21 protein-coding genes and 2 pseudogenes are annotated in these 21,649 nt (G+C 56.8%); 13 read left to right on the forward strand and 10 right to left on the reverse strand.

Annotated elements, in window-relative coordinates; all coding sequences use genetic code 11:
• Window positions 1-3 precede the first annotated feature (3 nt).
• Window positions 4-654, forward strand: a complete 651-nt coding sequence (locus ACYJRZ_RS02760) for a response regulator transcription factor (RefSeq protein WP_459455851.1) — start codon at window positions 4-6, stop codon at window positions 652-654.
• A 68-nt stretch (window positions 655-722) separates the two neighbouring features.
• Here ACYJRZ_RS02760 and ACYJRZ_RS02765 read toward each other — a convergent pair whose 3' ends face one another.
• From ACYJRZ_RS02765 to ACYJRZ_RS02775, 3 genes are all read right to left on the reverse strand, one after another.
• Entirely contained in the window at window positions 723-1,118 is a 396-nt protein-coding gene (locus tag ACYJRZ_RS02765) for a nuclear transport factor 2 family protein (protein ID WP_459455853.1), read from the reverse strand.
• 47 nt (window positions 1,119-1,165) lie between these two features.
• Window positions 1,166-1,558 (reverse strand): hypothetical protein, encoded by a 393-nt coding sequence (locus ACYJRZ_RS02770; RefSeq protein WP_459455855.1) that lies wholly within the window; start codon window positions 1,556-1,558, stop codon window positions 1,166-1,168.
• 312 nt (window positions 1,559-1,870) lie between these two features.
• Window positions 1,871-2,659 (reverse strand): S24 family peptidase, encoded by a 789-nt coding sequence (locus ACYJRZ_RS02775; RefSeq protein ID WP_459455857.1) that lies wholly within the window; start codon window positions 2,657-2,659, stop codon window positions 1,871-1,873.
• Window positions 2,660-3,019: 360 nt separating this feature from the next.
• Between ACYJRZ_RS02775 and ACYJRZ_RS02780 the strand changes: the two genes are divergently transcribed.
• From ACYJRZ_RS02780 to ACYJRZ_RS02795, 4 genes are all read left to right on the forward strand, one after another.
• Window positions 3,020-3,244, forward strand: coding sequence for a hypothetical protein (locus ACYJRZ_RS02780; RefSeq protein ID WP_459455859.1), 225 nt, complete (start codon window positions 3,020-3,022; stop codon window positions 3,242-3,244).
• A gap of 75 nt (window positions 3,245-3,319) precedes the next feature.
• Entirely contained in the window at window positions 3,320-3,604 is a 285-nt protein-coding gene (locus ACYJRZ_RS02785; RefSeq protein ID WP_459455861.1) for a hypothetical protein, read from the forward strand.
• Window positions 3,605-3,659: 55 nt separating this feature from the next.
• Window positions 3,660-4,076, forward strand: a complete 417-nt coding sequence (locus ACYJRZ_RS02790; RefSeq protein ID WP_069612591.1) for a hypothetical protein — start codon at window positions 3,660-3,662, stop codon at window positions 4,074-4,076.
• Window positions 4,051-4,716 carry a DUF6362 family protein gene (locus ACYJRZ_RS02795; protein WP_459456918.1) on the forward strand — a complete coding sequence of 222 codons (666 nt, stop codon included), beginning with the start codon at window positions 4,051-4,053 and terminating at the stop codon, window positions 4,714-4,716. The genes ACYJRZ_RS02790 and ACYJRZ_RS02795 overlap by 26 nt, the downstream gene beginning before the upstream one ends.
• 62 nt (window positions 4,717-4,778) lie before the next feature.
• Here the strand turns inward: ACYJRZ_RS02795 and ACYJRZ_RS02800 are convergent, their stop codons facing one another.
• The gene (locus ACYJRZ_RS02800) at window positions 4,779-5,456 is read right to left on the reverse strand and encodes a class I SAM-dependent methyltransferase (protein WP_459455863.1); all 678 of its coding nucleotides are present in this window, start codon (window positions 5,454-5,456) and stop codon (window positions 4,779-4,781) included.
• Window positions 5,457-5,747: 291 nt separating this feature from the next.
• Between ACYJRZ_RS02800 and ACYJRZ_RS02805 the strand changes: the two genes are divergently transcribed.
• The 4 genes and pseudogenes from ACYJRZ_RS02805 to ACYJRZ_RS02820 all read left to right on the forward strand — a co-directional run.
• Window positions 5,748-6,089, forward strand: coding sequence for a hypothetical protein (locus ACYJRZ_RS02805; protein ID WP_459455865.1), 342 nt, complete (start codon window positions 5,748-5,750; stop codon window positions 6,087-6,089).
• Window positions 6,046-7,530 (forward strand): phage terminase large subunit, encoded by a 1,485-nt coding sequence (gene terL, locus ACYJRZ_RS02810; RefSeq protein WP_459455867.1) that lies wholly within the window; start codon window positions 6,046-6,048, stop codon window positions 7,528-7,530. Before ACYJRZ_RS02805 ends, terL begins: the two co-directional genes overlap by 44 nt.
• A 48-nt stretch (window positions 7,531-7,578) precedes the next feature.
• Window positions 7,579-8,553: pseudogene (locus ACYJRZ_RS02815) on the forward strand (DUF1073 domain-containing protein); the annotation flags it as partial.
• Window positions 8,553-8,906: pseudogene (locus ACYJRZ_RS02820) on the forward strand (sugar phosphate isomerase/epimerase); the annotation flags it as partial. The pseudogenes ACYJRZ_RS02815 and ACYJRZ_RS02820, both read left to right, overlap by 1 nt.
• Window positions 8,907-8,991: 85 nt before the next feature.
• Here ACYJRZ_RS02820 and ACYJRZ_RS02825 read toward each other — a convergent pair.
• From ACYJRZ_RS02825 to ACYJRZ_RS02835, 3 genes are all read right to left on the reverse strand, one after another.
• Window positions 8,992-9,198, reverse strand: a complete 207-nt coding sequence (locus tag ACYJRZ_RS02825; RefSeq protein WP_459455869.1) for a hypothetical protein — start codon at window positions 9,196-9,198, stop codon at window positions 8,992-8,994.
• Between the two features lie 304 nt (window positions 9,199-9,502).
• On the reverse strand, window positions 9,503-9,799 hold the full coding sequence (locus ACYJRZ_RS02830; protein WP_459455871.1) for a hypothetical protein: 297 nt from the start codon (window positions 9,797-9,799) through the stop codon (window positions 9,503-9,505).
• Window positions 9,800-9,929: 130 nt separating this feature from the next.
• Window positions 9,930-10,898: a polysaccharide lyase gene (locus ACYJRZ_RS02835; RefSeq protein WP_459455873.1), complete on the reverse strand. Its 969-nt coding sequence runs from the start codon at window positions 10,896-10,898 to the stop codon at window positions 9,930-9,932.
• A gap of 186 nt (window positions 10,899-11,084) precedes the next feature.
• Here ACYJRZ_RS02835 and ACYJRZ_RS02840 point away from each other — a divergent pair, with 186 nt between their 5' ends.
• On the forward strand, window positions 11,085-11,573 hold the full coding sequence (locus tag ACYJRZ_RS02840; protein ID WP_459455875.1) for a heme-degrading domain-containing protein: 489 nt from the start codon (window positions 11,085-11,087) through the stop codon (window positions 11,571-11,573).
• 44 nt (window positions 11,574-11,617) lie between these two features.
• Here the strand turns inward: ACYJRZ_RS02840 and ACYJRZ_RS02845 are convergent, their stop codons facing one another.
• Window positions 11,618-12,874: an AGE family epimerase/isomerase gene (locus ACYJRZ_RS02845; protein WP_459455877.1), complete on the reverse strand. Its 1,257-nt coding sequence runs from the start codon at window positions 12,872-12,874 to the stop codon at window positions 11,618-11,620.
• A gap of 271 nt (window positions 12,875-13,145) precedes the next feature.
• Between ACYJRZ_RS02845 and metH the strand changes: the two genes are divergently transcribed.
• Complete coding sequence (gene metH, locus ACYJRZ_RS02850) at window positions 13,146-16,922, forward strand: methionine synthase (protein WP_459455879.1); 3,777 nt, start codon at window positions 13,146-13,148, stop codon at window positions 16,920-16,922.
• A gap of 128 nt (window positions 16,923-17,050) precedes the next feature.
• Here metH and ACYJRZ_RS02855 read toward each other — a convergent pair whose 3' ends face one another.
• Both ACYJRZ_RS02855 and ACYJRZ_RS02860 read right to left on the reverse strand, forming a co-directional pair.
• Window positions 17,051-17,815, reverse strand: a complete 765-nt coding sequence (locus tag ACYJRZ_RS02855; protein ID WP_047631969.1) for a GntR family transcriptional regulator — start codon at window positions 17,813-17,815, stop codon at window positions 17,051-17,053.
• Window positions 17,812-18,696, reverse strand: a complete 885-nt coding sequence (locus ACYJRZ_RS02860; protein ID WP_459456920.1) for a glucosamine kinase nucleotide-binding domain-containing protein — start codon at window positions 18,694-18,696, stop codon at window positions 17,812-17,814. The genes ACYJRZ_RS02855 and ACYJRZ_RS02860 overlap by 4 nt, the downstream gene beginning before the upstream one ends.
• Window positions 18,697-19,237: 541 nt before the next feature.
• Between ACYJRZ_RS02860 and ACYJRZ_RS02865 the strand changes: the two genes are divergently transcribed.
• Window positions 19,238-20,497, forward strand: coding sequence for an ABC transporter substrate-binding protein (locus ACYJRZ_RS02865; RefSeq protein WP_459455882.1), 1,260 nt, complete (start codon window positions 19,238-19,240; stop codon window positions 20,495-20,497).
• A 197-nt stretch (window positions 20,498-20,694) separates the two neighbouring features.
• Window positions 20,695-21,648 (forward strand): carbohydrate ABC transporter permease, encoded by a 954-nt coding sequence (locus ACYJRZ_RS02870; RefSeq protein ID WP_459455884.1) that lies wholly within the window; start codon window positions 20,695-20,697, stop codon window positions 21,646-21,648.
• The last annotated feature ends 1 nt before the right edge of the window (window position 21,649 follow it).

Consider the following 21,649-nt stretch of genomic DNA (forward strand, 5'->3'; position numbering starts at 1 on the left):
GAAATGCAGGGAAAGCAGCCGACCGTTTACGTCATCGACGACGATCCATCCGTACGGGAGGGACTGGACAGCCTGTTGCGCTCCGTCGGTTATGAAACGCGTGCTTTTGCGTCGCCGCGGAATTTCCTGGCATCCTCCCGGCCTGCGGGGCCGGCCTGCATCGTGCTTGATGTTAGGATGCCGGATGCGAGCGGTCTTGATTTTCAGGATGAGCTTGCGCGGATGGGTTATGCGATCCCGATCATTTTCCTCACCGGGCACGGCGACGTGCCGATGTCCGTCAAGGCGATGAAAGCGGGCGCGGTTGAGTTTCTTCTAAAGCCGTTCCGGGAGCAGGATCTTCTCGATGCAATCAGGCAGGCACTTGAAATCGATCGCGCCCGCCTGCTTAAGCAGGCGGCGGAAGTCGATCTTCAGGAACGTTTTTCCACACTTACGCCACGCGAACGCGAGGTGATGGCGCTCGTGGCGCGAGGGCTCCTCAACAAACAGATCGCTGCCGAGATCGGCCTCAGTGAAATCACCGTAAAGGTCCATCGCGGGCAGGCCATGCGGAAGATGCGCGCCGACTCCGTCGCCGATCTCATCCGGATGGCGGATAACCTCGGCCTCACAGACGGCAAAGCCAGTGATACGGCGCATGGGCTCCGCTAACCTTAGTGCATTTACAGCAGTCGCAAGGATTTCATGGCTTGCAAAGGTGGTGCGCCGGGTTGCCATATTCAGTCCTGCGGAACCGTGGGCGTTCCCTGGTGGAAGATCATCTGCCACCGCCCATCGATGCGCTGCCAGATCGAACTCCGTAGAGTATGCCGCTCCAGGCCACTCTCTCCGGCCTGTCGGATGCTTCGATAAGTGACGAGGATGGCATTGGGCGAGATCGATCGAAAGGCGTAGTCGCGGGAAATGATGGGCGGAGCGGCTTCTTCCGATTTTTCTGCAGCCAGACCTGCCATCAGTTCATCCCTGTTGTCGTAGACCGTACCGGAACTGCCGAATTCAACGAAGCTTTCGGCCAACAGTTCCGCCACGACTGCCGGCGACCGCCGAATTTCGGGGAGATGCAGCTTCTGCTCCAGAAGGCGGATTTCTTCAAGCTCGTGCTGGGGGACGTTCATGGTTTCGGCGACCTCCCGTGAATATCGATGTTTGTATGTCGTGAATCTCAGTATGTCGCGGATGCTTCCAGTTTTCTCTCCCGCTCGAACTTGCGGTTTTGATCATAGTCAGCTTCTCTGGATTGCTCCAACGCAGAGACGAAAAGTTCAGCGGCGTCACGACCCGCTTGTGTTCTGTCATCTTCGATGACCGCCGCTATCCGCCGGAACAATTCGGACTCAAAGCTACCGGCGTTGTTTGAGGTATTCGGCCGCGCCAGCCTCGCGCCCCCATTCAGTCTGATTGCAGACACATAGAATTCGTCCTCGTAATCAGCTCCTGCTGAGGTCAGCTCAGCACGCCCGTATAACAGCAACCCGCTTTCCCAACGATCGCATAGGCGTATGCTGAGTTCATCGAACGAATATTCGTAGGAGAATTCCGGAGCGTACATCATCATTCTCCCACCGTGGCGATCCACGATAGTCCAGCGATGCCAGCTCCCCTGAGGGTATCTGCCAGTGCAATGATGAAAGCATTCGCCCTTCTCGGCATGAATGACACTCTCCTTCCGCGGCCCTAAGGCCTTTCCAATCGTTACACTTGGCCTTTCCGGTTTCGCTGACTTCGGGCGAGATCTTGCTCTTGCCCGGGCTCATTCCATTCAGGGCCAACGGCTCTTATCGGTGAAGTTGCCATTCAACATGATATATGTCAACATATTTTATGTTTATTGTGTAGCTCAAAAAATATGTCTGTGGCTAAATTGGTTCTATTTGCGTGCTATATGACCGCAGATTCGGCCGATGATCGTCAAGCGGTCCAATTCGACGGTGAAAGTTTCGAGTGCCGGATTGTCGGAGATGATCTTGACTTCGCTCGGCCGGCTAAAGGGAACTCGCTGGAGCCGCTTGATCTGCGGTTCCGTATAACCGTCGCTGATCGCATAGACGGTATCGGTGGTCATTTGGTTCTGGGATAGATCGACGATGACGCGATCGCCGGGCATGTAGGTCGGCTGCATGGAATCGCCGACAACTTCCATGATGATCGTGTGGTTTGGGGAAGCCTTGGCCTCGTTTCGCAGATAGCCTGTGGGAATAAGCCACTCCGCGACAATCTTGTGCCCTGCAACATTGCCCGAGCCGACTGGAAGGTTGATGACTTCGCCGACAATGCCGCTGCCGGCGCCGAGCTTGACATCCACCTCCGGTGTTGCGCCTTCGATCTGCGGCTTCCAGTGCTCCCGGCTGTAGCTGAGTACGTCGCCGCTCTCGGCAAATCCATCGTGATCCTGCTCGTCGGGATCGAAGGACATGACGATGTTCGGTGCTGGGCGTGCCGTTTTGCGCACGCCTTCGCCGGTCAGAAGATAAGCCGCGGTCGTGCCAAATTTCTTGGCATAGCGATTGGCAATTTCGGCGCTGAATTCATTCTGACCGTTTTCATGTGCGCGATAGGTGGACAAGCTCACGCCCAGCGCTTCTGCCGCCTTCGTGGCTGATGGATAATTTGCGGCTTCCCGCGCCGCCCTCAGTCGTTCGCCCATGGATTTCTGCATCTTTCAACCCTTGCAAAATTTATGACACAAATCATGTTGACAACATCATTATTATCAACATAATTTGTGTTTATCAAGGCGCCTATGGCGGAAGCCGCTAATTGGCACGTGAGCAGCTGACGCGTACGCGGCAGATAATGTTTTTAGAGGTGAAGTCATGATTATAGGCAGTGGGAGCAGGAGGGCGGCGTCGCGGGCTGGATATTTCGATCGTTTCTGGGGGTGCCCCGGATGCCTCCGAATTTTGTCGATCGCGGAGATCATCGAGCTGCATTGTGAGAATTGTGATGCAGCTGTCGAGCCTGCGGAAATGACGGAGATCAAGTCTTCTTTCGAAGCTGCTGATCAGGAGATGCTGCCATGATCGAAATGCTTCAAAGCCTCCTCGCTTGTTTTGGCGCGGCGTTGTTTTTCGTCGCTATGGTGATTGCGATGAAGTCGGCCATTCGGAATTCGCCAAAGCCATCCTTTGAGGATGAAGACTCCGGTGCTCCGGAGGGAGACCAAATTCACTTCCGCATTGTCGAATGCTCCACGCTTGAGCCCAGGGAGCCGGCACGACCGGCGAAACTGCGCAGACAGTAGGCGGGCACCCAAACGTCAAAACCCAATCGGAAACGCTAGAGATAGACCTGGCCAAGTGAGCCGGGGGAGGTTGCTATGAACGAATTTCAAATTGGAACAGAGGCCGTTGCCGGTGGTCACCTCGGCTGGATCCGCAAGGTTCACCGAGCCACACATGAGATCCTTCGAGATAATCGGGGTGAACCGATCATCTTCGCAACGCAGGATGCTGCCAAGGCTGCAGCCGGCGAGGCGATGGTCGCTTATCTCAACACGCCTATGCTGCGCGACGGGGCGAGGGTGGAAGCGATTTCCAAGGCGGAGGCCTTCTTCAAACCCAAATCGGCCAACGCTACCGCCGCCATCGGAAGCGCCTCGTGAGCCCTCCAGGGATGGAAGAGGCATTAAATTTACCAACGAAAGGAGTTGAACTGTCATGACCAAAGGCAGGCTGGACCTTCTTCTCGATGGGCTCGGCATCAAGCTGGTTCCGGTTCATCGGCGCCGCGCGCCGGCGGAGAGCCATGCGCGCGGTACGATGCAGGAAATCCGGGGCCGCTACGGTGACGGCCATCTAGTCTTTGTTCTGCGATGCATCCGGCAAACCGGGAGCAATCGCGATGAACTCTGGTCGGACACGATCGGTGCGGTATCCGATGTCCTGGCGCAGCGACAGGATTGGGCGCTGCAGCGCCCAGGCGATCTTCTGGGCGCTTTCGACGACATTGCGCTCGCCACATTGCGTACGGATGCGGTGGCGCGGCGGCCGTGGCCCGTTCGCGCGACATTGCGAACGCTGATTTATCAGGAATTGGAGAAACGACTTGATGCACCGGTCCGCCTCGCAGTTTGATGACCTGTCCCTTCGCGCGGCCGAGATCGCCGATCTGAGCCTGATCATCCGTGCACGTTTCGTCGAAGCTGCCGATACGATGGTTCATCTCGACGTACGCGGCATCCGGCCCGACAGAATGCGGACGCTCTGGCCAGAGGTTTTGCCCGAGCCGACGGATCATGCCGATATCCGTATTCGCTACCGGCCAAGTGCTGCGGCCATCAGCCGGGCAGAGGAGGTTTTGCAGGAATGGCTCAGGGTTCACGTCCAGGATGAGGAGCGGCGCATCCTGCTTTCGCGATGGTCCATTTGTCTCGCCGCGCCCTATATCGCCGGTTCGTTTCGAGATTTCTGCGCTCGAACCGGACGCGTCCGACGCACCGCCGAGCGGCACATTCAGAGCGAATTCCAGAAGCTTGCGGATGTGCTTCTCGCTGCCTCACCCATGCTGCAGGAGCCGGATTGGTCGCGCATAGCGCCAATGATGCCGAATGCGCCCGGCGGGCTCGACCGGGTAAAGCCCAAGGCGCCCAAGCATGAAACACATTGGCTGCCGGATGATGCGCGGCCTGTCTTCGATGCGGGAAGTCCGGAACTTGCCGAACTGGCCAAGCGGCTGGAGCGCGGGAACCGTAGGCGCGCCAGGATGAAAGCCTAGTCTTGGCGTCAATGCGGTCCGAACCCGCATTACTGCCGAATATCCCCGATTGGTGACTTCCTCTATTCGAAGGCGAAGACGCCGGCTGGTCCGGTGCTTGCGATATCCTTGCCGAAATCCGAGACCGCGTATTCTGCGAGCAGTCGAAGACGCGACGTAGGCAGATGAGCCCGCCAAGGGTCGCCGATCAGAATCATAATTTCCCGAGTCAGGCAGCGATCCAGAAATGCAATGACGCTTTCCGCAAGGGCTGCCTGATAGAAAAGATCTCCGACGCATATGACGTCGACCTCAGGCGGCTCGCCTTCCGTCAAATCGGCGAGCAGCGAATCGATCATCACATCATTGAGTGCGGCGTTGAGCTCGGTAGCTGCGATTGCGTAGGGATCGACCTCGGCGGCATATACTTTCGCAGCGCCTGCCTTTGCGGCGGCAATCCCGACAATTCCCGAGCCGGCGCCAAGATCTAATACGCGGCGACCCGCCACGCTTTCCGGCCTGTCGAGAAGAAAACGAGCCAGAACCAGACCTCCTCCCCAGTAATGCGCCCAGTAAGGTGAGTCGAATTGCGGATCTTGTTCTGCGAGGCGCCGCAGCCCGCTTTGCGGGCCTGCTTTGTGCAGGCGCATATCGGGGATACCGGGAACAGGCAGGACCGGGAGATTGGCGGCGATGAACCGCCGAACCCAATCTCGACTCACGGGACCATCGCGATCGTCATCTGGTGTTGATCTGCTCAAGCGCTTCCCTCGACTGCATTTGATCGCCAACGGTAAGGGTTGAAGGGTATGTCGTTCAATTTGTCGGACTGCAAAGTTCTATATTTTCATGAAGTTTCAGTATGTTATTGGCAGTTCCCGTCAAAGTCCTCATTCCTTGCGCGCTGGTCGGTCTTCAAGGGTGTCGCCAATCGCACCGAAATGAAGTATCTATTTTGGCATGATGAGAACAGTTGCAGCGACGCACTGTCGATCGCAAGCGTTGATTTGAACTGTTTGTTTTCTTTCAAAATTCCATCGGAAATCTGAAGCATGACCAATGCCGACAAGCCGGTCGAGCCGCGCAGGCCGCGTGCGCGCCGTCGCAAGGCCGTGTCCGCCGACGACACACCGCTTGACTACATGTTGAAAGTGATGCGCGACGACGAGGCGGACCAGAAGCGGCGCGATGAAATGGCGAAGATCGCCGCATCCTATGTTCATCAGAAACCTAGTGAGCGCGCCGGGGCCAAAGGAGGCCGCGGCGTCACCATCGACCTAACCAATGCCACGGATGAGCAGCTTGCGATACTCGAATCTCTCTTCGGTCCGCTTGTCGGATCCGGCGACGATGATGGCAGCGATTCAAGAGGAGAAGGCGAGGCGGAGAGCTGAGCGCGAGCAAGCCGCGCATGCCAGACAGCTTGCGATGGACGCGGAACAAATTCGCGCCAACTGCCAGTCGCTGGCCGGCTTCGTACGGGAGGCCTGGCATGTCGTCGAGCCCTCGGTCGATTATGTCCATGGCTGGCACATCGATGCCATCTGCCGGCATCTCGAGGCGGTAACATCTGGCGAGATTACGCGGCTATTGATCAATGTGCCGCCGGGCACAATGAAATCGCTCCTATGCGGCGTCTTTTGGCCGGCATGGGAATGGGGGCCGAAAGGCAAGCCGCAACTGCGTTACCTCGGTGCGTCTTACTCGGAACATTACGCCAAGCGTGACAATAGGCGCATGCGCGACCTCGTTGCCTCCGAATGGTATCAGTCCCTGTGGGGTGATCGGGTCAAGCTGACGAGAACGGGCGAGATGGCTTTCGCCAATAGCTGCATCGGCTCGCGGCAGGGTGTGCCGTTCTCCAGGTTGACGGGCGGCCGCGGTGATCGCGTCATCATCGACGATCCGCATTCCGTCGATGGGGCGGAATCGGAGGCCGAGCGCCTGTCTACTGTTCGCACCTTTCGTGAATCCGTCCCGACGCGGCTCAACGATCCTCAACGCTCGGCGATCGTCGTCGTGATGCAGCGGCTGCACGAGGCGGATGTCTCGGGTACCATTCTGGCGCTTGGGCTCGGCTACGAGCATCTGATGCTGCCGATGGAATTCGAGCCGGAGCGCCGTTGTCGGACCTCGATTGGATTTGCTGATCCGAGGACAGAGGAGGGCGAACTGCTCTTTCCTCAGCGTTTCCCTCGGGCAGTGGTCGAGCGTGACAAGATCCCACTCGGTTCCTATGCGGTGGCCGGCCAGTTTCAGCAGCGGCCTGCACCTCGCTCGGGTGGTCTATTTCAGCGCGGCGATTTCGAGATCGTCGAAGTGCTGCCTGCAGGTGCAAAGCGTTGCCGCGCCTGGGATTTCGCGGCTTCGAAAGCGCGTCCCGGTCGCAAGCCAGACTGGACCGTCGGTCTACGCATGGCTTGCGTCGATGGTATCTTTTACGTCGAAACCCTAGCGCGGGGACGCTGGTCTCCGGCCGAGGTGGAGCGCAATCTCAAGAATACGGCATCGCAGGACGGGCCGACGGTGACGATCCGCATGCCGCAGGATCCGGGAGCGGCCGGCAAGGCCGATGCGGAAACCAAGATCAAGCTGCTCGCCGGCTTTCCTGTAAAAACCATATCACCAACCGGCGACAAGGCGACGCGCGCCAAGCCGGCCTCGGCGCAGGCTGAAGCGGGAAACGTCAAGCTTTTGCGCGGGGATTGGAACGAGGCATTTCTGGATGAGATCTGCACCTTCCCGAATGGGCAGTTCGACGATCAGGTCGATGCCTTCGCTGATGCTTTGAACGAACTCGCGCTGAGTTCGTCCTTCAGCTTCAACAACTTCTAGGCTGGTCTCGTGCGAGCCTCTTCATCACAGCATATCAAAGGACAATCCATGGGGCAGGTATTCTCGATGGTTCGCGACGGATTGGTGAGCCTTGCATCCCGCATGGGCACCGAACGCGATAAGGCGGCATCAGTTTTCTATACGCAGCCGATCCTGACAGACGAGCAGATCATCGCCGCCTATCGCGGCTCCTGGCTGCCGCGCAAGATCATCGACATTCCGGCTCTCGATAGTTGCCGGAAATGGCGAAACTGGCAGGCTGCGAGCGATCAGATCGAATTGATCGATGCCGAGGAGCGCCGGCTCAATCTTCGCGGCAAGCTGCTGGAGGCGTCGACGAAGGCGCGGCTTTTCGGTGGCGCTGCCTTGTTCATCGGGTCCGGGGACGGCGATCCAGCCTTGCCATTGGAGATGGAGCGGATCGGAAAGGGTGGCCTCAAGCATTTGACGGTGCTGACGCGACGCCAATTGGCGGCCGGCGATATCGACAGCGATCCGACCTCGGAATGGTACGGCACGCCGAAATTCTACACGCTGACCGGTGCCAATGGCATGCAGGTGACTATCCATCCGTCTCGGCTCGTCATCTTCAAGGGGGCGATGGCGCCCAGTGAAGAGTTTGGCGTGATGGGTAGTCAGCCTTGGGGCGAAAGCGTGCTGGCCGCGACACTCGACGCGATCAAGAATGCCGACAGCACGGCCGCCAATATCGCCAGTCTGGTCTTTGAAGCCAAGATCGACATCATCAAGGTTCCGCAGTTCTCTGCCAATATTGGTAATCAGGCCTACGAAGATGCCGTGCTGCGCCGCTACGCGCTTGCCAACACCATCAAAGGGGTCAACGGCACGCTGATCCTTGACGCTGAAGAGGAGTACGGCAGCAAGAGCGCGCCACTCTCCGGCCTGACTGACATTTTGATGGCCTTCCTGCAGATCGTCGCCGGCGCGGCCGACATTCCTGTCACGCGATTGCTCGGCCAATCGCCAGCCGGAATGAACGCGACCGGTACGGCCGATATGAAAAAAATTGGTTTGATCTTTTGCCGGGACCGACGGAGGTCAATCGGATTCTCGACGCTCTGCACGGTAAAGTCGGCCTCAATGGAGATTTCGGCAACTGGGAGCGAGAGGGCAAATATGAAGATTTAGCAAAGATCATGGGCCGCGCCGAACTCTGCCACGCAAAGGGACAATATTCAGCAGCAGGCCTCGATAAGGAGGATTATATTCGCTGCGTTAAGCTTTCCAGCTCGGCTGGCTATCAAGGTCCTTTCACGCTGATCTACGACTCCGCTTATCATCAGGATGAATGGGCAGGGATCCTCGAAGAGCGAGACTGCATCGCCAGCGTCTTGGGAGAGAAGTCCGTAAAATAAAGGTCACTCCCGCCGCATCTGCGGATGCGCTGCTGGAAGATTGTGCTCAGGTTTTAGATGTAAAGCTGGTCGGCTGCGCAAGGCATCAATGCAAATCGTAATTGTGTAATGCGCGAAGCAGCTGATCCTGTGTTTGATAGCCAGCGTTATAGAGGTCAATCGCCACATTGGCTGCAGACAGACCTTCCTGACTTTGCAATTTGATACAGCGCTCGGCACACCATGCAAAAAGTGCGCCTGCGAGGACATCGATGTCATCGGGGGAAAGCGGCGCATTGACCATCATAGACATTCGCTACACCATTCATGTTGGAGCTTGGCATTAGGGGTGAAGGGAACACTGCTTTGGTTTTGGAAATTTGCAACGAAGTTTACCGCGCGACGTTAATGGTCGCCTGATGTGGGATAGACTCTGTATCTGAACGTAACACACGTTCATTATGGGACACATTATTGCCGGTTTTGATGCCGCTCGGGCTGTGCCAGAGAATGGGTAAGCTTGTTACCTGTATCGTGAGGTGCAACCAGCAACACAATGCCGAGCGCAATTGCCAGCGCCACTAAGACGGATAATATCAGCCTTGGCCGGGAAGGCATCATTGAGGCATGGGATGCGACGCTTTAACCGCGGCCTCTATCAACTCTTCGGCGTATAAAAGTGCCGACGCCGTATCTTCTCCATCAAGTTTCAACTCTTTACATTTACGATGCATAGCTCTGCGAATTTGGGCCAGCAACGCTGCATCGATATCGACTTCCCCTTCTTCGAACACATGCATTAGCGCGGACTGGGCGACAATTTCCAGAACCGCAACCCGGCCTTCGATTTCACCTAGAGAGGGTATCGCGTTCCTCTTCACATGCTGTTTACAATCGCGATGGGTAGTAAGCATCTCGGTCACCTCCTTCACGAAGAAGAATAACTATCGAGAAAGGAAAAAGTTCGACCGCTTCTAAAAAAACTGCGCTCTCGCAATGCGCGCAGTTATGTTGCGCTGGAGTTATACATTCTCGACAGCCTTGTCATTTCATAGGGCAAAGCTTGGGATCCGATAGTACATCGGCACAACGGGGTGAGCGGCGAAAATCATCATAGTAAAGCGTCCATATAGTGGTATCCGCGGCGCGATAGGGGCCGAATTTGAAATATTGGTTCTGTCCCAACCCGTGATCTGCGTGTCCTATATGGCCTGTGACAGTAACGATCCATTTATTGTTGGCAAATATTTCGATATGACCCGAGCCATCCGGGCCTGGTTTGCTGTAAATGGCAAAATCGATCCAGCCAGATGCGGGCGTTGGCAACTTGTTTCCACGATTTATTACTTTTATCGCGTCTGTGCAGCCTGTAAATTCTTGCCCATCGGCTTCGCCCCAATTGGCGTCCGTGGCTACCAATGCGCGCATTTGATTAGTATCGGGACGAAACCAGACGGGCGCCTCATCATCGTTGCAGGCCTTGCCTTTATTTCCAGGCTCCTTGTTCTTGATGGGCGCAACGTAGTTGGTTTCGACGGTCGCGAAGAGCTTCCCATTATTGAGTCGCAACGCAAGAAAGGGACTGAAGTCCCCTTCGGCTTTCGGCCCGATTTCCCGCTTCCATTGAGCAATGAGGTAGCGATGGTCGCCAGAGGGTATGGGATCGGCAAACTTTACGGCGAAACCGTACCAAACTCCCTGATTGTAAGGCACGCGATATTTAGTGCGCTCCCAGATCTCCGCTCTTTCGCTGCAGTTTGTTTTATCCGGCGGGCAAAATGGCCGGACGCTCAGTTTCAATGCACCCGTGCCGGTACGTTTCACATCTGATTGAAATTCGATCGTTCCGGCCTTTTGTTCGTCATTATCGCGATAGTAGAGGCGCCCAGATCGAGCGAAATCCTTGCCATCGAAACCGTCGCGCAGCACTAATTGCGCTGGACTGTCGGCCAGAGCCGATGTTGTTGCACAGGTGCAGGCCAGTATGGCGGGCAGCGCATATTTTGCATTCATGCTGGAGTATTCCTCTGGCGGGACATTCGTAGAGCTTTATCAATGACCTGTTCGCTTTCTGCAAGCAAGCAAGAGCGCCATACCGTCAAGACCGGATAGATGGCTTTTCGAAATACCAAAGAGATAGATGGACAAATCGTTCTCTCCGGGTTTGATAGGCCAACCCAATTTTTAGAGAAGGTTTCCATGACGATCGACCAGGATCTCGCTCGTATCGAGCTGCAAGAGGAAATGCTGCGTTTCGATGCTTTTGACCTTTCGACCGCTTGGGTGCTCGGCAAGCTGCTTCACGACCTCGCCAGCGAGCGCAATATGGGCGTTGCCATCGATATCACCCTGCATTCCATGCCGGTTTTCTATATAGCCTTGCCCGGTTCGACACCTGATAATTCCAACTGGATTCGCCGGAAGCGCAATATGGTGCTGCGCTACTTCCGCAGCAGCTACGCCAGCACGTTGCGGCTGCAGCAGCAGGGCAAGACGATCGAGGATAACGGGCTTTCAAGTACAGAATATGCCGCTTCCGGCGGCAGCTTTCCGATCTTCGTCAATGGCACGGGCTGCATCGGCGCCGTCACCGTTTCAGGTCTGCCACAGCGTGAAGATCACAATCTCGTTGTCGAAGCCCTCGCTCTCACTCTTGGCCACGAGCTCCACAATCTCAGCCTCGCATAGAGGACGAGGCGGCGCGCCACACGTCGAGCGCGCCGCTACCGATCTCAGATCTTGCCGCCAGCCTCGGCGATGACTTTGGTCAGGCTTCCTGTTGCCGGGAAGAGGGGGATGAGGCAGGCCTGCAAGGCATGGTAGATATCGCCCTTGCCAGGGAACAGCGTATGAGCGGGAACGAGATCTTCCGTTAGCTCTTCATGCCAGCCGCCATTGACGCGATCGATGAAGGCTTGGCTGATCACACTCCAGATCCTGCGGTAGCTCTCTTCGTGGAAATCGCTCGGGACGTGTTCGTTCAGATAATGGGCGGCACCAGCCCCCTCGCAGGCAGGCCACCAAAGCTTGTTGCGCTTTGCGGGCACATCTTCCCAATCAAGTGTATAGAAGAATCCGCTCTTCTCATTGTCCCAACCAAGCGACATGGACTGAGAGAAGAGACCCTTGGCGGCTTCAGGCATCCAGTCATGCCGCTTGTCTCCAAGCGCCCAAAGCTGCAAGATCAGACGCGCCCATTCCAGCCAATGCCCTGGCGTCGTACCCGACGGGCGAAACATCTCATTGCCGCGGTAATTCTTATCGAGCACCCAGTCGGCGTTGAAGTGTTCGGCAACGCGCCAGCCGACGGACCCCGCCGAACGACGAATGACGAGATCGGCGATGCTCTCTGCCTTCTCTAGATATGCCTTGTCACCGGTCGCTTCGAAAGCAGCCATCAGCGCTTCTGTTAGGTGCATATTGGAGTTCTGGCCACGATAGGTACCGCCGTCGATCGATGACCAATCCCGATTGAATTCCTCCGCAACTGCGCCGTGTTTTTCTTCCCAGAACTTCGTATTCAGAATTTCCGTGACATCCGCGAGCATGCCATCAGCCAGCGGATGTCCGATCGTCTTCGCGGACGAGGCGGCAAGCAGCACGAAAGCGTGACCATAGCCTTGCTTGCTGGAATCGACGGGGCCGTCGTTGTTCAGCGACCAAAAATAGCCGCCACACTCGGTATCGCGATGATGATTCCATAGATAGTTCATGCCGTGGTCGACAATTTCGTTTGCACCGGGACGGCCGAGTAACGATCCGATCGAGAAGCAGTGTACCATGCGGGCGGTCGAATGAATGCCACGTATGGGATTTGCTGCATCCAACGGCTTGCCGGCATCGTCCATATCGTAAAAGCCGCCTTTAGGATTGACGGCGCGATACTGGAAGAAATCAAAAAGCGCATCCGCTTGATCAAGCAGCCAGCGCCGGTGATAGGCGCGCGTGCTCCAGTTTCCGAGCGCTGCGGGTTCAACCTGTATATTCATACCGTCATCCTCCATGAATTTTTTCTTGAAGCCGTATAGCGCCGCCCGAAAGCGCTGTCATGGCGTTATAGATGAAACTGTGTCGTCAGCACCGCATTGTCCATGGTCGGATGGGCAATTGGTCGAGAGGCGCGGTTATTTTCCTAAAATAGCCTGGAGTAGGAAAGCATCGTGCTTGCTGACTGATAGGTGAAAGCATAGATATGTTGACATAAAGATATCTTTATGTGATTTGTTTGAGGAGTCGCAATCAGGCCAGAGGAATTCGCTTATGTTTGACAATCTTTTTGGTTCGGAAACGGCGAAGCGAGACGGCAGCGAGGTGTTCAAAGCTTTGAAAAAGGCTGCGAGCGAACGAATCCTCGTCCTTGATGGCGCTATGGGCACGCAAATCCAGGGCCTTGGGTTCGATGAGGATCAGTTTCGAGGGCATCGTTTCATCGGCTGTGGGTGCCACCAGAAAGGCAACAACGACCTTCTCATTCTGACTCAGCCTGATGCGATTGAGGATATTCATTATCGCTATGCCAAGGCCGGTGCGGATATCCTTGAGACCAACACTTTTTCCTCCACCAGCATCGCGCAGGCGGATTACCAGATGGAAGGGGCGGTTTACGATCTCAACAAGGAAGGCGCGGAAATCGTGCGCCGAGCCGCACTCCGCGCCGAGCGCGAGGATGGAAAGCGCCGTTTCGTGGCCGGTGCGATCGGTCCGACCAATCGGACAGCGTCCATTTCCCCCGATGTCAACAATCCTGGTTATCGTGCGGTGACGTTCGATGATCTGCGGCTGGCCTATGGCGAGCAGATCGATGGTCTGATCGACGGCGGCGCTGATATCATCCTGATCGAAACGATTTTCGATACGCTGAACGCCAAGGCGGCGATCTTTGCTTGCGAAGAGCGCTTCGAGGCCAAGGGTATCCATTTGCCCGTCATGATTTCGGGCACGATTACCGATCTTTCCGGCCGCACGCTGTCTGGCCAGACACCGTCGGCATTCTGGAATTCCGTGCGCCATGCCAGCCCCTTCACGATTGGTCTCAATTGTGCGCTCGGGGCTAACGCGATGCGGCCGCATCTGCAGGAGCTTTCGGCGGTTGCGGACACCTTCATCTGCGCCTATCCGAATGCCGGTTTGCCGAACGAATTCGGTCAGTATGATGAAACGCCAGAGATGATGGCGGCCCAGGTCGAAGAGTTTGCGCGCGAAGGACTCGTCAATATCGTTGGCGGCTGCTGCGGATCGACGCCAGAGCATATTGCGGCGATAGCTCAGGCGGTTTCGAAATATCCGCCGCGCCAGCTTGCCGAACATCGTCCATTCATGTCGCTTTCCGGGTTGGAGCCGTTCGAGCTCACCAAGGACATTCCCTTCGTCAATGTCGGCGAGCGCACGAACGTCACCGGCTCGGCGAAATTCCGCAAGCTCATCACCAATGCCGATTACACGGCTGCACTTAGCGTCGCCCGCGACCAGGTCGAGAACGGTGCGCAGGTGATCGACATCAATATGGATGAGGGCCTGATCGATTCCGAAAAGGCGATGGTAGAGTTTCTCAACCTCATCGCCGCCGAACCGGATATTGCCCGTGTTCCTGTCATGATCGACAGTTCGAAGTTCTCAATCATCGAGGCCGGCCTGAAATGCGTTCAAGGCAAACCGATCGTCAATTCCATCTCTCTGAAGGAAGGCGAGGAGAACTTCCTCAAGCAGGCTCGTTTGATGAGGATGTACGGCGCGGCCGTCGTCGTGATGGCGTTCGATGAACAAGGGCAGGCGGACAGCTATGAGCGCAAAGTCGAGATCTGCTCGCGTGCCTACAAGCTGCTGACGGAAGTGGCGGGCCTGTCGCCGGAAGATATTATCTTCGATCCGAACATCTTCGCTGTGGCGACCGGTATCGAAGAACACAATAATTACGGAGTCGACTTCATCGAAGCGACGAGGACGATCCGGAAAACCATGCCGCTGGTTCATATTTCCGGCGGCGTCTCAAACCTATCCTTTTCATTCCGTGGCAACGAACCCGTTCGCGAGGCCATGCATGCCGTATTCCTGTACCACGCCATTCAAGCGGGTATGGACATGGGCATCGTCAATGCCGGGCAGCTCGCCGTTTACGATAATATCGATCCGGAATTGCGGGAAGCCTGCGAGGACGTTGTGCTCAACCGCCGCCCCGACGGCACGGAGCGCCTGCTAGAAATCGCCGAGCGTTTCCGTGGGTCTGGCAGCAAAGAGGCCAAGGCGCAGGATCTTTCCTGGCGTGAATGGTCGGTCGAGAAACGGCTCGAGCATGCGCTGGTCAATGGCATTACCGAGTACATCGAAGCCGATACCGAGGAGGCGCGTCAGGCCACCGAGCGGCCGCTGCATGTCATCGAAGGTCCTTTGATGGCTGGTATGAATGTCGTCGGCGACCTTTTTGGTTCGGGCAAGATGTTCCTGCCGCAGGTGGTGAAGTCCGCCCGTGTCATGAAGCAGGCGGTTGCCGTGCTGCTGCCTTATATGGAAGCCGAAAAGCTCGCCAATGGCGGTAGCAGCGAGCGGCAGTCAGCCGGCAAAGTGCTGATGGCGACCGTCAAGGGCGACGTGCACGACATCGGCAAGAATATCGTCGGCGTCGTACTCGCCTGCAACAATTACGAGATCATCGATCTTGGCGTCATGGTGCCGGCAGCGAAGATACTGGAAACGGCGGTCGCCGAAAAGGTCGACATCATCGGCTTGTCGGGATTGATCACGCCATCATTGGACGAGATGGTGCATGTTGCTGCGGAGATGGAGCGGCAGGGCTTCGATATTCCGCTGCTTATCGGCGGCGCAACCACCAGTCGTGTCCATACGGCGGTGAAGATCCATCCGAGCTATCATCGCGGGCAGACGGTCTATGTGACGGATGCAAGTCGTGCTGTCGGTGTTGTCTCAGCTTTGCTGTCGCCCGACGCGCGACAAGCCTATATCGATACCGTCCGAGCCGAATATTCCAAGGTTGCTGCCGCGCATGCGCGGAGCGAGGCCGAGAAGGTACGCCTGCCGATCGCAAGAGCGCGTGAGAATGCCGAAAAAGTGGATTGGTCGGGCTATAAGCCCGTCAGGCCACAGTTCTTCGGAACCAAGGTATTCGAGACCTACGATCTGGCTGAACTAGCGAAATATATCGACTGGACGCCGTTCTTTCAGACCTGGGAACTCAAGGGGCGTTTCCCAGCCATTCTCGAGGACGAGAAGCAGGGGGAGGCGGCACGGCAGCTCTATGGCGACGCACAGGCGATGCTGGAGAAGATCATCGCGGAAAACTGGTTCCGCCCACGCGCGGTTATCGGCTTCTGGCCGGCGGGCGCGGTCGGAGACGATATCAGGCTTTTCACGGATGAAAGCCGTAAGGAGGAACTTGCGACTTTCTATACGCTGCGCCAGCAGCTGTCGAAGCGCGACGGCCGGCCCAATGTTGCTCTATCGGACTTTGTCGCACCGGTTTCCAGTGGCATCGGTGATTATGTTGGTGGCTTCGTCGTCACGGCCGGCATTGAAGAGATGACCATCGCCGAGCGCTTCGAGCGTGCCAATGATGATTATTCGTCGATCCTCGTCAAGGCGCTGGCTGACCGTTTTGCAGAAGCCTTTGCCGAGCGAATGCATGAGCGAGTGCGGCGTGAGTTCTGGGGTTATGCCCCGGACGAGAATTTCTCAAGCGAGGAACTTGTTCTCGAAGCCTATGCCGGTATCCGTCCTGCACCGGGCTATCCGGCGCAGCCAGACCACACTGAGAAGGATACGCTTTTCCGCCTGCTGGATGCCGAAGCGACAACGGGCGTAAAGCTCACGGAAAGCTATGCGATGTGGCCGGGCTCTTCCGTTTCGGGCATCTATATCGCTCACCCGTCATCCTACTATTTCGGCGTCGCCAAGATCGAGCGCGATCAGGTGGAAGATTACGCTGCCCGCAAGGGCATGGCCGTGGGCGAGGTGGAGCGCTGGTTGGGGCCGGTTCTCAACTATGTGCCGGAGAAGCGTGAAGCCCCGGTCGATGACGCGGCCTGATCGCGAGTCATGTCAAAGACTTGCAGTGTTTAATTTAGAATTTGATTCTATATACAAGCGCCACCTCAGCCATTCGGTTGGGGTGGCGTTTTTTTGATTCTGGGATTTTTACGGTTTCGCAGGCGTCGTTAGTTCGCGCCGATCGTCAGTTCCGCGACGAAGTCATAGGCGTCACCGCGATAGAGCGACCGTGTGAATTCCACTGCCCGGCCGGAACCGAGATAGGAGATGCGCTCGATCGAAAGGCCGGCCGCGCCGACGGGAACGCCGAGCAAGCCCGCATCGGCCTCCTTCATGTTGGTCGCGGATATGCGCTGCACCGCACGAACAGGGCGCACCTGACGCTTTTCCAGCTCCGCGTAGAGCGATGTGGTCACGACAGACGGATCCGGCAGGAATTCGCCGGAGACACTGGCATGCTCGATCGCCAGTGGCTGATCGTCCGCGATGCGGAGACGGCTCAGCCGCGATACCTTTGTGTCGGCGGCAAGGCCGAGGATCATCATTTCATCCGGGGAGGGCGTGTGAATACCCTTGTGCAGCCATTCCGAACGAGCCGTCATCCCGCGCCTCGCCATGTCCTCAGTAAACGATGTCAGCTGCGAAAGCCGCTGCTCCACCTTGGAAACGGGCTTTGCGACGAATGTACCCGAGCCGTGGCGACGAACGAGGATGCCTTCAGCCACAAGGTCGTCGATCGCCTTGCGCACCGTGACGCGGCTGACCGCAGCGAATTCGGCAATGTCGCGCTCAGGGGGAAGCGCGTCCCCATGCTTCAGTCTACCGACCTTCACAGCCTCTTCCAGCGTGCGTCTTAGTTTAACATAAAGCGGACCCGTCCCACCTCCGGAAAGGCGCTCCGGCGAGAAGATCGCGCTCAAATCTTCGGTCATGCCCTGTTTTCCTCTCCACCCCGCAGCAATTTCGCCGCCAGTTCTACTGCTCCGCGCAGAACGTCCCCTCTTGGCTCCGCGAGAATCGCCTTGTGGCGTTCATCAAGCCAGGGACGATAGGCTTGGGCAAGTCCGCCGAGAAGGCAAATCGACGGGCATTCCGGCCAAAGCAGCGCGTCCAGGCTTTCGGTTATCGATTTGGCCGCAGCTCTCACGATGTCGATGGCGACCGCATCCTCCAGGCCTGCATATTCGAAGATAACAGGGGCGTAGCGGGCGAAATCCTTCGGCTTGGAGGCGTGCGCAAATTCTACGATCCGTTCAGGATCATTGCCGTATTCCGCCATGATCGATGCCGTCAGTGCTGAGGCCGGCGTCACCCGGTCATGCGCCAGAAGTGCTCTTTCCAGCAGATCACGGCCGAGGCGGGCGCCGCTCGCCTGATCGCCAATGACGAAACCCCAGCCGCCGATGCCCCAAATGCTGCCGTCGCGGCGGGCGTTGTAGACGGAGCCGGTGCCGAAAGCGCCGATGATCCCGTCGGCATCGCCAAGTGCGCCCTGCAGCGCTATCGTTGCATCTGTGACGACACGCGTGCTTGCAAAGGGCAGGGCGCCTTCTACCTGTTTGCCGTAGTTGCCGATATTGGCTCCTGCGGTTCCGATGACGGCAGGTAGCGTCTGCAGCAAATCGGGGGCGAGCCTAGCATCGATCAATGCTTTTTTTGCCGAAGCGACGATATGGACCAGCGAGTTTTCCAGATCCGAGAGAATGTTCGCCGCGCCCGCCTTGCCGGTACCGAGCACCTGCCCGCTATGATCTATAATGGCTGCACGACAACTCGTGCCGCCGCCATCGATACCAATCGCAAACTGCCCCATCATGCCTCCGGATGCCGCCTGTTCCCCGTTTTATATACAATACCAAAAAAATACCATTTACCAATAGGTAAGGCGGGCATTTTTGTTTGTTTTCATCCTATTGAATTATCTATATAAATTAATGGACTTCAATCTTTTTGAGCCTGAAGGTTAAATTCGGCTGGACAATTGGTATTTTTTTGGCCTTAATTCAGTTCAAGGGAACAGAGCGAATAGACATCGGCGAAGCCAGCAAAAGAACAACAGCGGGTGGACAAGGCGAAAAGGCATGCACCTCCTCGTTGTCTCAAGCCGTCAAGATCAGGAGGATCTCGCTTCGGCGTTCGTCATGAGTTTCCCATGTGGTTCTTGCAGCGTTCCGCCCAATGGCGGCAGGTGGCAGTTGATCTGGCTGATGGGCCGATGCCTTTGAAGCCTTTTGCATCGAGGGGTCGGCAGGATTGCCGGTCCCTTTGGAGCGCTGACCGTTTCCTCGGATAGGCCAGCGGATTTTCAGATCGAGAACAGCGCCTTGCTATGGCGCGGAAAACAGGAGAGGGAAATGAAAACCAATGTTCTGAAAGGCTTGCTTCTCGCATCGAGCTTGCTGACCTCAGTCAGCCTGGCACATGCGGCCGATGTGACGCTGACGGTTGAAAGCTGGCGTAACGACGACCTGCAGATCTGGCAGGAAAAGATCATCCCGGCTTTCGAGGCGAAGAATCCGGGCATTAAGATCGTCTTCTCGCCAACGGCGCCGACTGAATACAATGCATCGCTGAACGCCAAGCTCGATGCAGGTTCCGCAGGTGACATCATCACCTGCCGTCCATTCGATGCTTCGCTCGACCTCTTCAACAAGAAGCATCTTGTCGATCTGACGAGCCTGAAGGGTATGGAAAACTTCTCATCTGTCGCAAAGGCCGCATGGTCGACCGATGACGGTAAGTCCACCTTCTGCGTTCCAATGGCTTCCGTCATCCATGGCTTCATCTACAACAAGGACGCCTTCGACAAGCTCGGGCTCAAAGTGCCGGCGACGCGTGACGAGTTCTTCGCCGCTCTCGACAAGATCAAGGCCGACGGCACCTACATCCCGATGGCCATGGGCACGAAGGACCTCTGGGAAGCCGCAACCATGGGCTACCAGAATATCGGTCCGAACTACTGGAAGGGTGAGGAAGGCCGCAAGGCTCTCATCGCTGGCAAGGAAAAGCTCACGGACGCACCGTGGGTCGACCCTTACAAGGAGCTGGCCAAGTGGAAGCCCTATCTCGGCGACGGCTTCGAAGCACAAAGCTATTCCGATAGCCAGAACCTCTTCACACTCGGCAAGGCCGCGATCTATCCGGCTGGTTCCTGGGAAATTGCTCTCTTCAACACCCAGGCTCAGTTCAAGATGGGTGCATTCCCGCCGCCGGTCGCCAAGGCTGGTGACACCGCCTATATTTCCGACCATCCGGATATCGGCGTCGGCCTGAACGCTAAGAGCAAGCATCAGGAAGAAGCGAAGAAGTTCCTGAGCTGGGTCGCTTCCGACGAGTTTGCCAACATCTACGCCAACTCGCTGCCGGGCTTCTTCAGCCTGAACTCGCACCCGGTAAAGATGAGCGATGCGCTTGCGCAGGAATTCGTTTCCTGGCGTGACAATCACAAGTCGACCGTTCGCTCGACCTATCAGATCCTGTCGCGCGGTACGCCGAACCTGGAAAATGAAACCTGGACCGAATCCGCAAACGTGATCAACGGCACGGATACGCCGGACGATGCTGCCAAGAAGCTCCAGAAGGGCCTCGACAGCTGGTATAAGCCCGGCAAGTAACGGCTGAGTTCTACGGGCTAGGGGTCTTCAGGCTCCTCGCCCTTTTCGTTATTTAGATAATCGGATTGGCGATCGTTCGCCTTTGCATTCGACACGCCTGATGTTGTTTTCATTCGGTTGCAGGGCCGGGCAGCGGGCGGATTTGAACCATTGAGCTGCCGCCTCACCAAGCAGCCAAGAAAAACAGGCAGAAAGCCATGAGCGACGCCGCGACATCAGATGCCCTTGAGGTCACGCCGATCAGGCGCTCCAAGCGCTGGCACATCCTCGTTTTCCTTTTCCCGGCCTTCGTTGTCTATACGGCGGTTATGATCTTGCCGCTGATCGAGACATTGCGGCTGTCGCTTTATAATGTCGTCGACAATCAGTCCGTCTTCGTCGGGCTCAATAATTTCAAGGTCCTGTTCGGCGATGAACGGTGGGCGCATGATTTCTGGAATGCGCTGCGCAACAACCTGATCTTCTTTGCCATCCATATGTGCGTGCAGAATCCGATCGGTGTCGCGCTGGCAGCACTCCTGTCCCTGCCGAAGCTGCGCTTCGTCGCCTTCTACCGCACGGCCATTTTCCTGCCGACGCTGCTCTCTTTCGTCGTTGTCGGCTTCATCTGGAAGCTGATCCTCTCACCACTCTGGGGCGTCGCACCCGAGCTGTTGAACGTGATAGGTCTGAAATCGGTTTTCGCGCCCTGGCTCGGCAAGCCCAGCACGGCGTTGATCGCCGTGGCCCTGATCTCAGTCTGGCAATATGTCGGCATCCCGATGATGCTGATCTATGCCGCGCTGCTCAATATCCCTGAAGAGGTCATCGAAGCCGCCGAATGCGACGGCATTACCGGCTGGAGCCAGTTCTGGAAGATCAAGCTGCCGCTGGTTCTGCCGGCAATCGGCATCATTTCGATCCTAACATTCGTCGGTAATTTCAACGCGTTCGACTTGGTTTATACCGTGCAGGGTGCGTTGGCGGGGCCGGACGGCTCGACGGATATTCTCGGCACGCTGCTCTACCGCGTCTTCTTCGGCTTCCAGCTGCAGCTGGGCGACCGCTCGATGGGCGCGACGATTGCGACGGTGATGTTCCTGATCATCCTGGCCGGTGTGTCCTTCTATCTTTTCATCGTCCAGCGGCGCATCCGCCGCTATCAGTTCTGAG

The sequence above is a fragment of the Rhizobium sp. No.120 genome (assembly GCF_054558365.1).

What these genes read in the sequence shown, in the direction of transcription:
- ACYJRZ_RS02795 (WP_459456918.1), top strand. Translation starts at nt 4,051, where the DNA reads ATGCACCGGTCCGCCTCGCAGTTTGATGACCTGTCCCTTCGCGCGGCC.
- ACYJRZ_RS02840 (WP_459455875.1), top strand. Translation starts at nt 11,085, where the DNA reads ATGACGATCGACCAGGATCTCGCTCGTATCGAGCTGCAAGAGGAAATG.
- ACYJRZ_RS02835 (WP_459455873.1), bottom strand. Translation starts at nt 10,898, where the DNA reads ATGAATGCAAAATATGCGCTGCCCGCCATACTGGCCTGCACCTGTGCA.
- ACYJRZ_RS02785 (WP_459455861.1), top strand. Translation starts at nt 3,320, where the DNA reads ATGAACGAATTTCAAATTGGAACAGAGGCCGTTGCCGGTGGTCACCTC.
- ACYJRZ_RS02760 (WP_459455851.1), top strand. Translation starts at nt 4, where the DNA reads ATGCAGGGAAAGCAGCCGACCGTTTACGTCATCGACGACGATCCATCC.
- ACYJRZ_RS02845 (WP_459455877.1), bottom strand. Translation starts at nt 12,874, where the DNA reads ATGAATATACAGGTTGAACCCGCAGCGCTCGGAAACTGGAGCACGCGC.
- ACYJRZ_RS02830 (WP_459455871.1), bottom strand. Translation starts at nt 9,799, where the DNA reads ATGCTTACTACCCATCGCGATTGTAAACAGCATGTGAAGAGGAACGCG.
- ACYJRZ_RS02780 (WP_459455859.1), top strand. Translation starts at nt 3,020, where the DNA reads ATGATCGAAATGCTTCAAAGCCTCCTCGCTTGTTTTGGCGCGGCGTTG.
- ACYJRZ_RS02775 (WP_459455857.1), bottom strand. Translation starts at nt 2,659, where the DNA reads ATGCAGAAATCCATGGGCGAACGACTGAGGGCGGCGCGGGAAGCCGCA.
- ACYJRZ_RS02825 (WP_459455869.1), bottom strand. Translation starts at nt 9,198, where the DNA reads ATGTCTATGATGGTCAATGCGCCGCTTTCCCCCGATGACATCGATGTC.
- ACYJRZ_RS02770 (WP_459455855.1), bottom strand. Translation starts at nt 1,558, where the DNA reads ATGATGATGTACGCTCCGGAATTCTCCTACGAATATTCGTTCGATGAA.
- ACYJRZ_RS02805 (WP_459455865.1), top strand. Translation starts at nt 5,748, where the DNA reads ATGACCAATGCCGACAAGCCGGTCGAGCCGCGCAGGCCGCGTGCGCGC.
- ACYJRZ_RS02765 (WP_459455853.1), bottom strand. Translation starts at nt 1,118, where the DNA reads ATGAACGTCCCCCAGCACGAGCTTGAAGAAATCCGCCTTCTGGAGCAG.
- ACYJRZ_RS02790 (WP_069612591.1), top strand. Translation starts at nt 3,660, where the DNA reads ATGACCAAAGGCAGGCTGGACCTTCTTCTCGATGGGCTCGGCATCAAG.
- ACYJRZ_RS02870 (WP_459455884.1), top strand. Translation starts at nt 20,695, where the DNA reads ATGAGCGACGCCGCGACATCAGATGCCCTTGAGGTCACGCCGATCAGG.
- metH (WP_459455879.1), top strand. Translation starts at nt 13,146, where the DNA reads ATGTTTGACAATCTTTTTGGTTCGGAAACGGCGAAGCGAGACGGCAGC.
- ACYJRZ_RS02855 (WP_047631969.1), bottom strand. Translation starts at nt 17,815, where the DNA reads ATGACCGAAGATTTGAGCGCGATCTTCTCGCCGGAGCGCCTTTCCGGA.
- ACYJRZ_RS02860 (WP_459456920.1), bottom strand. Translation starts at nt 18,696, where the DNA reads ATGGGGCAGTTTGCGATTGGTATCGATGGCGGCGGCACGAGTTGTCGT.
- terL (WP_459455867.1), top strand. Translation starts at nt 6,046, where the DNA reads ATGATGGCAGCGATTCAAGAGGAGAAGGCGAGGCGGAGAGCTGAGCGC.
- ACYJRZ_RS02865 (WP_459455882.1), top strand. Translation starts at nt 19,238, where the DNA reads ATGAAAACCAATGTTCTGAAAGGCTTGCTTCTCGCATCGAGCTTGCTG.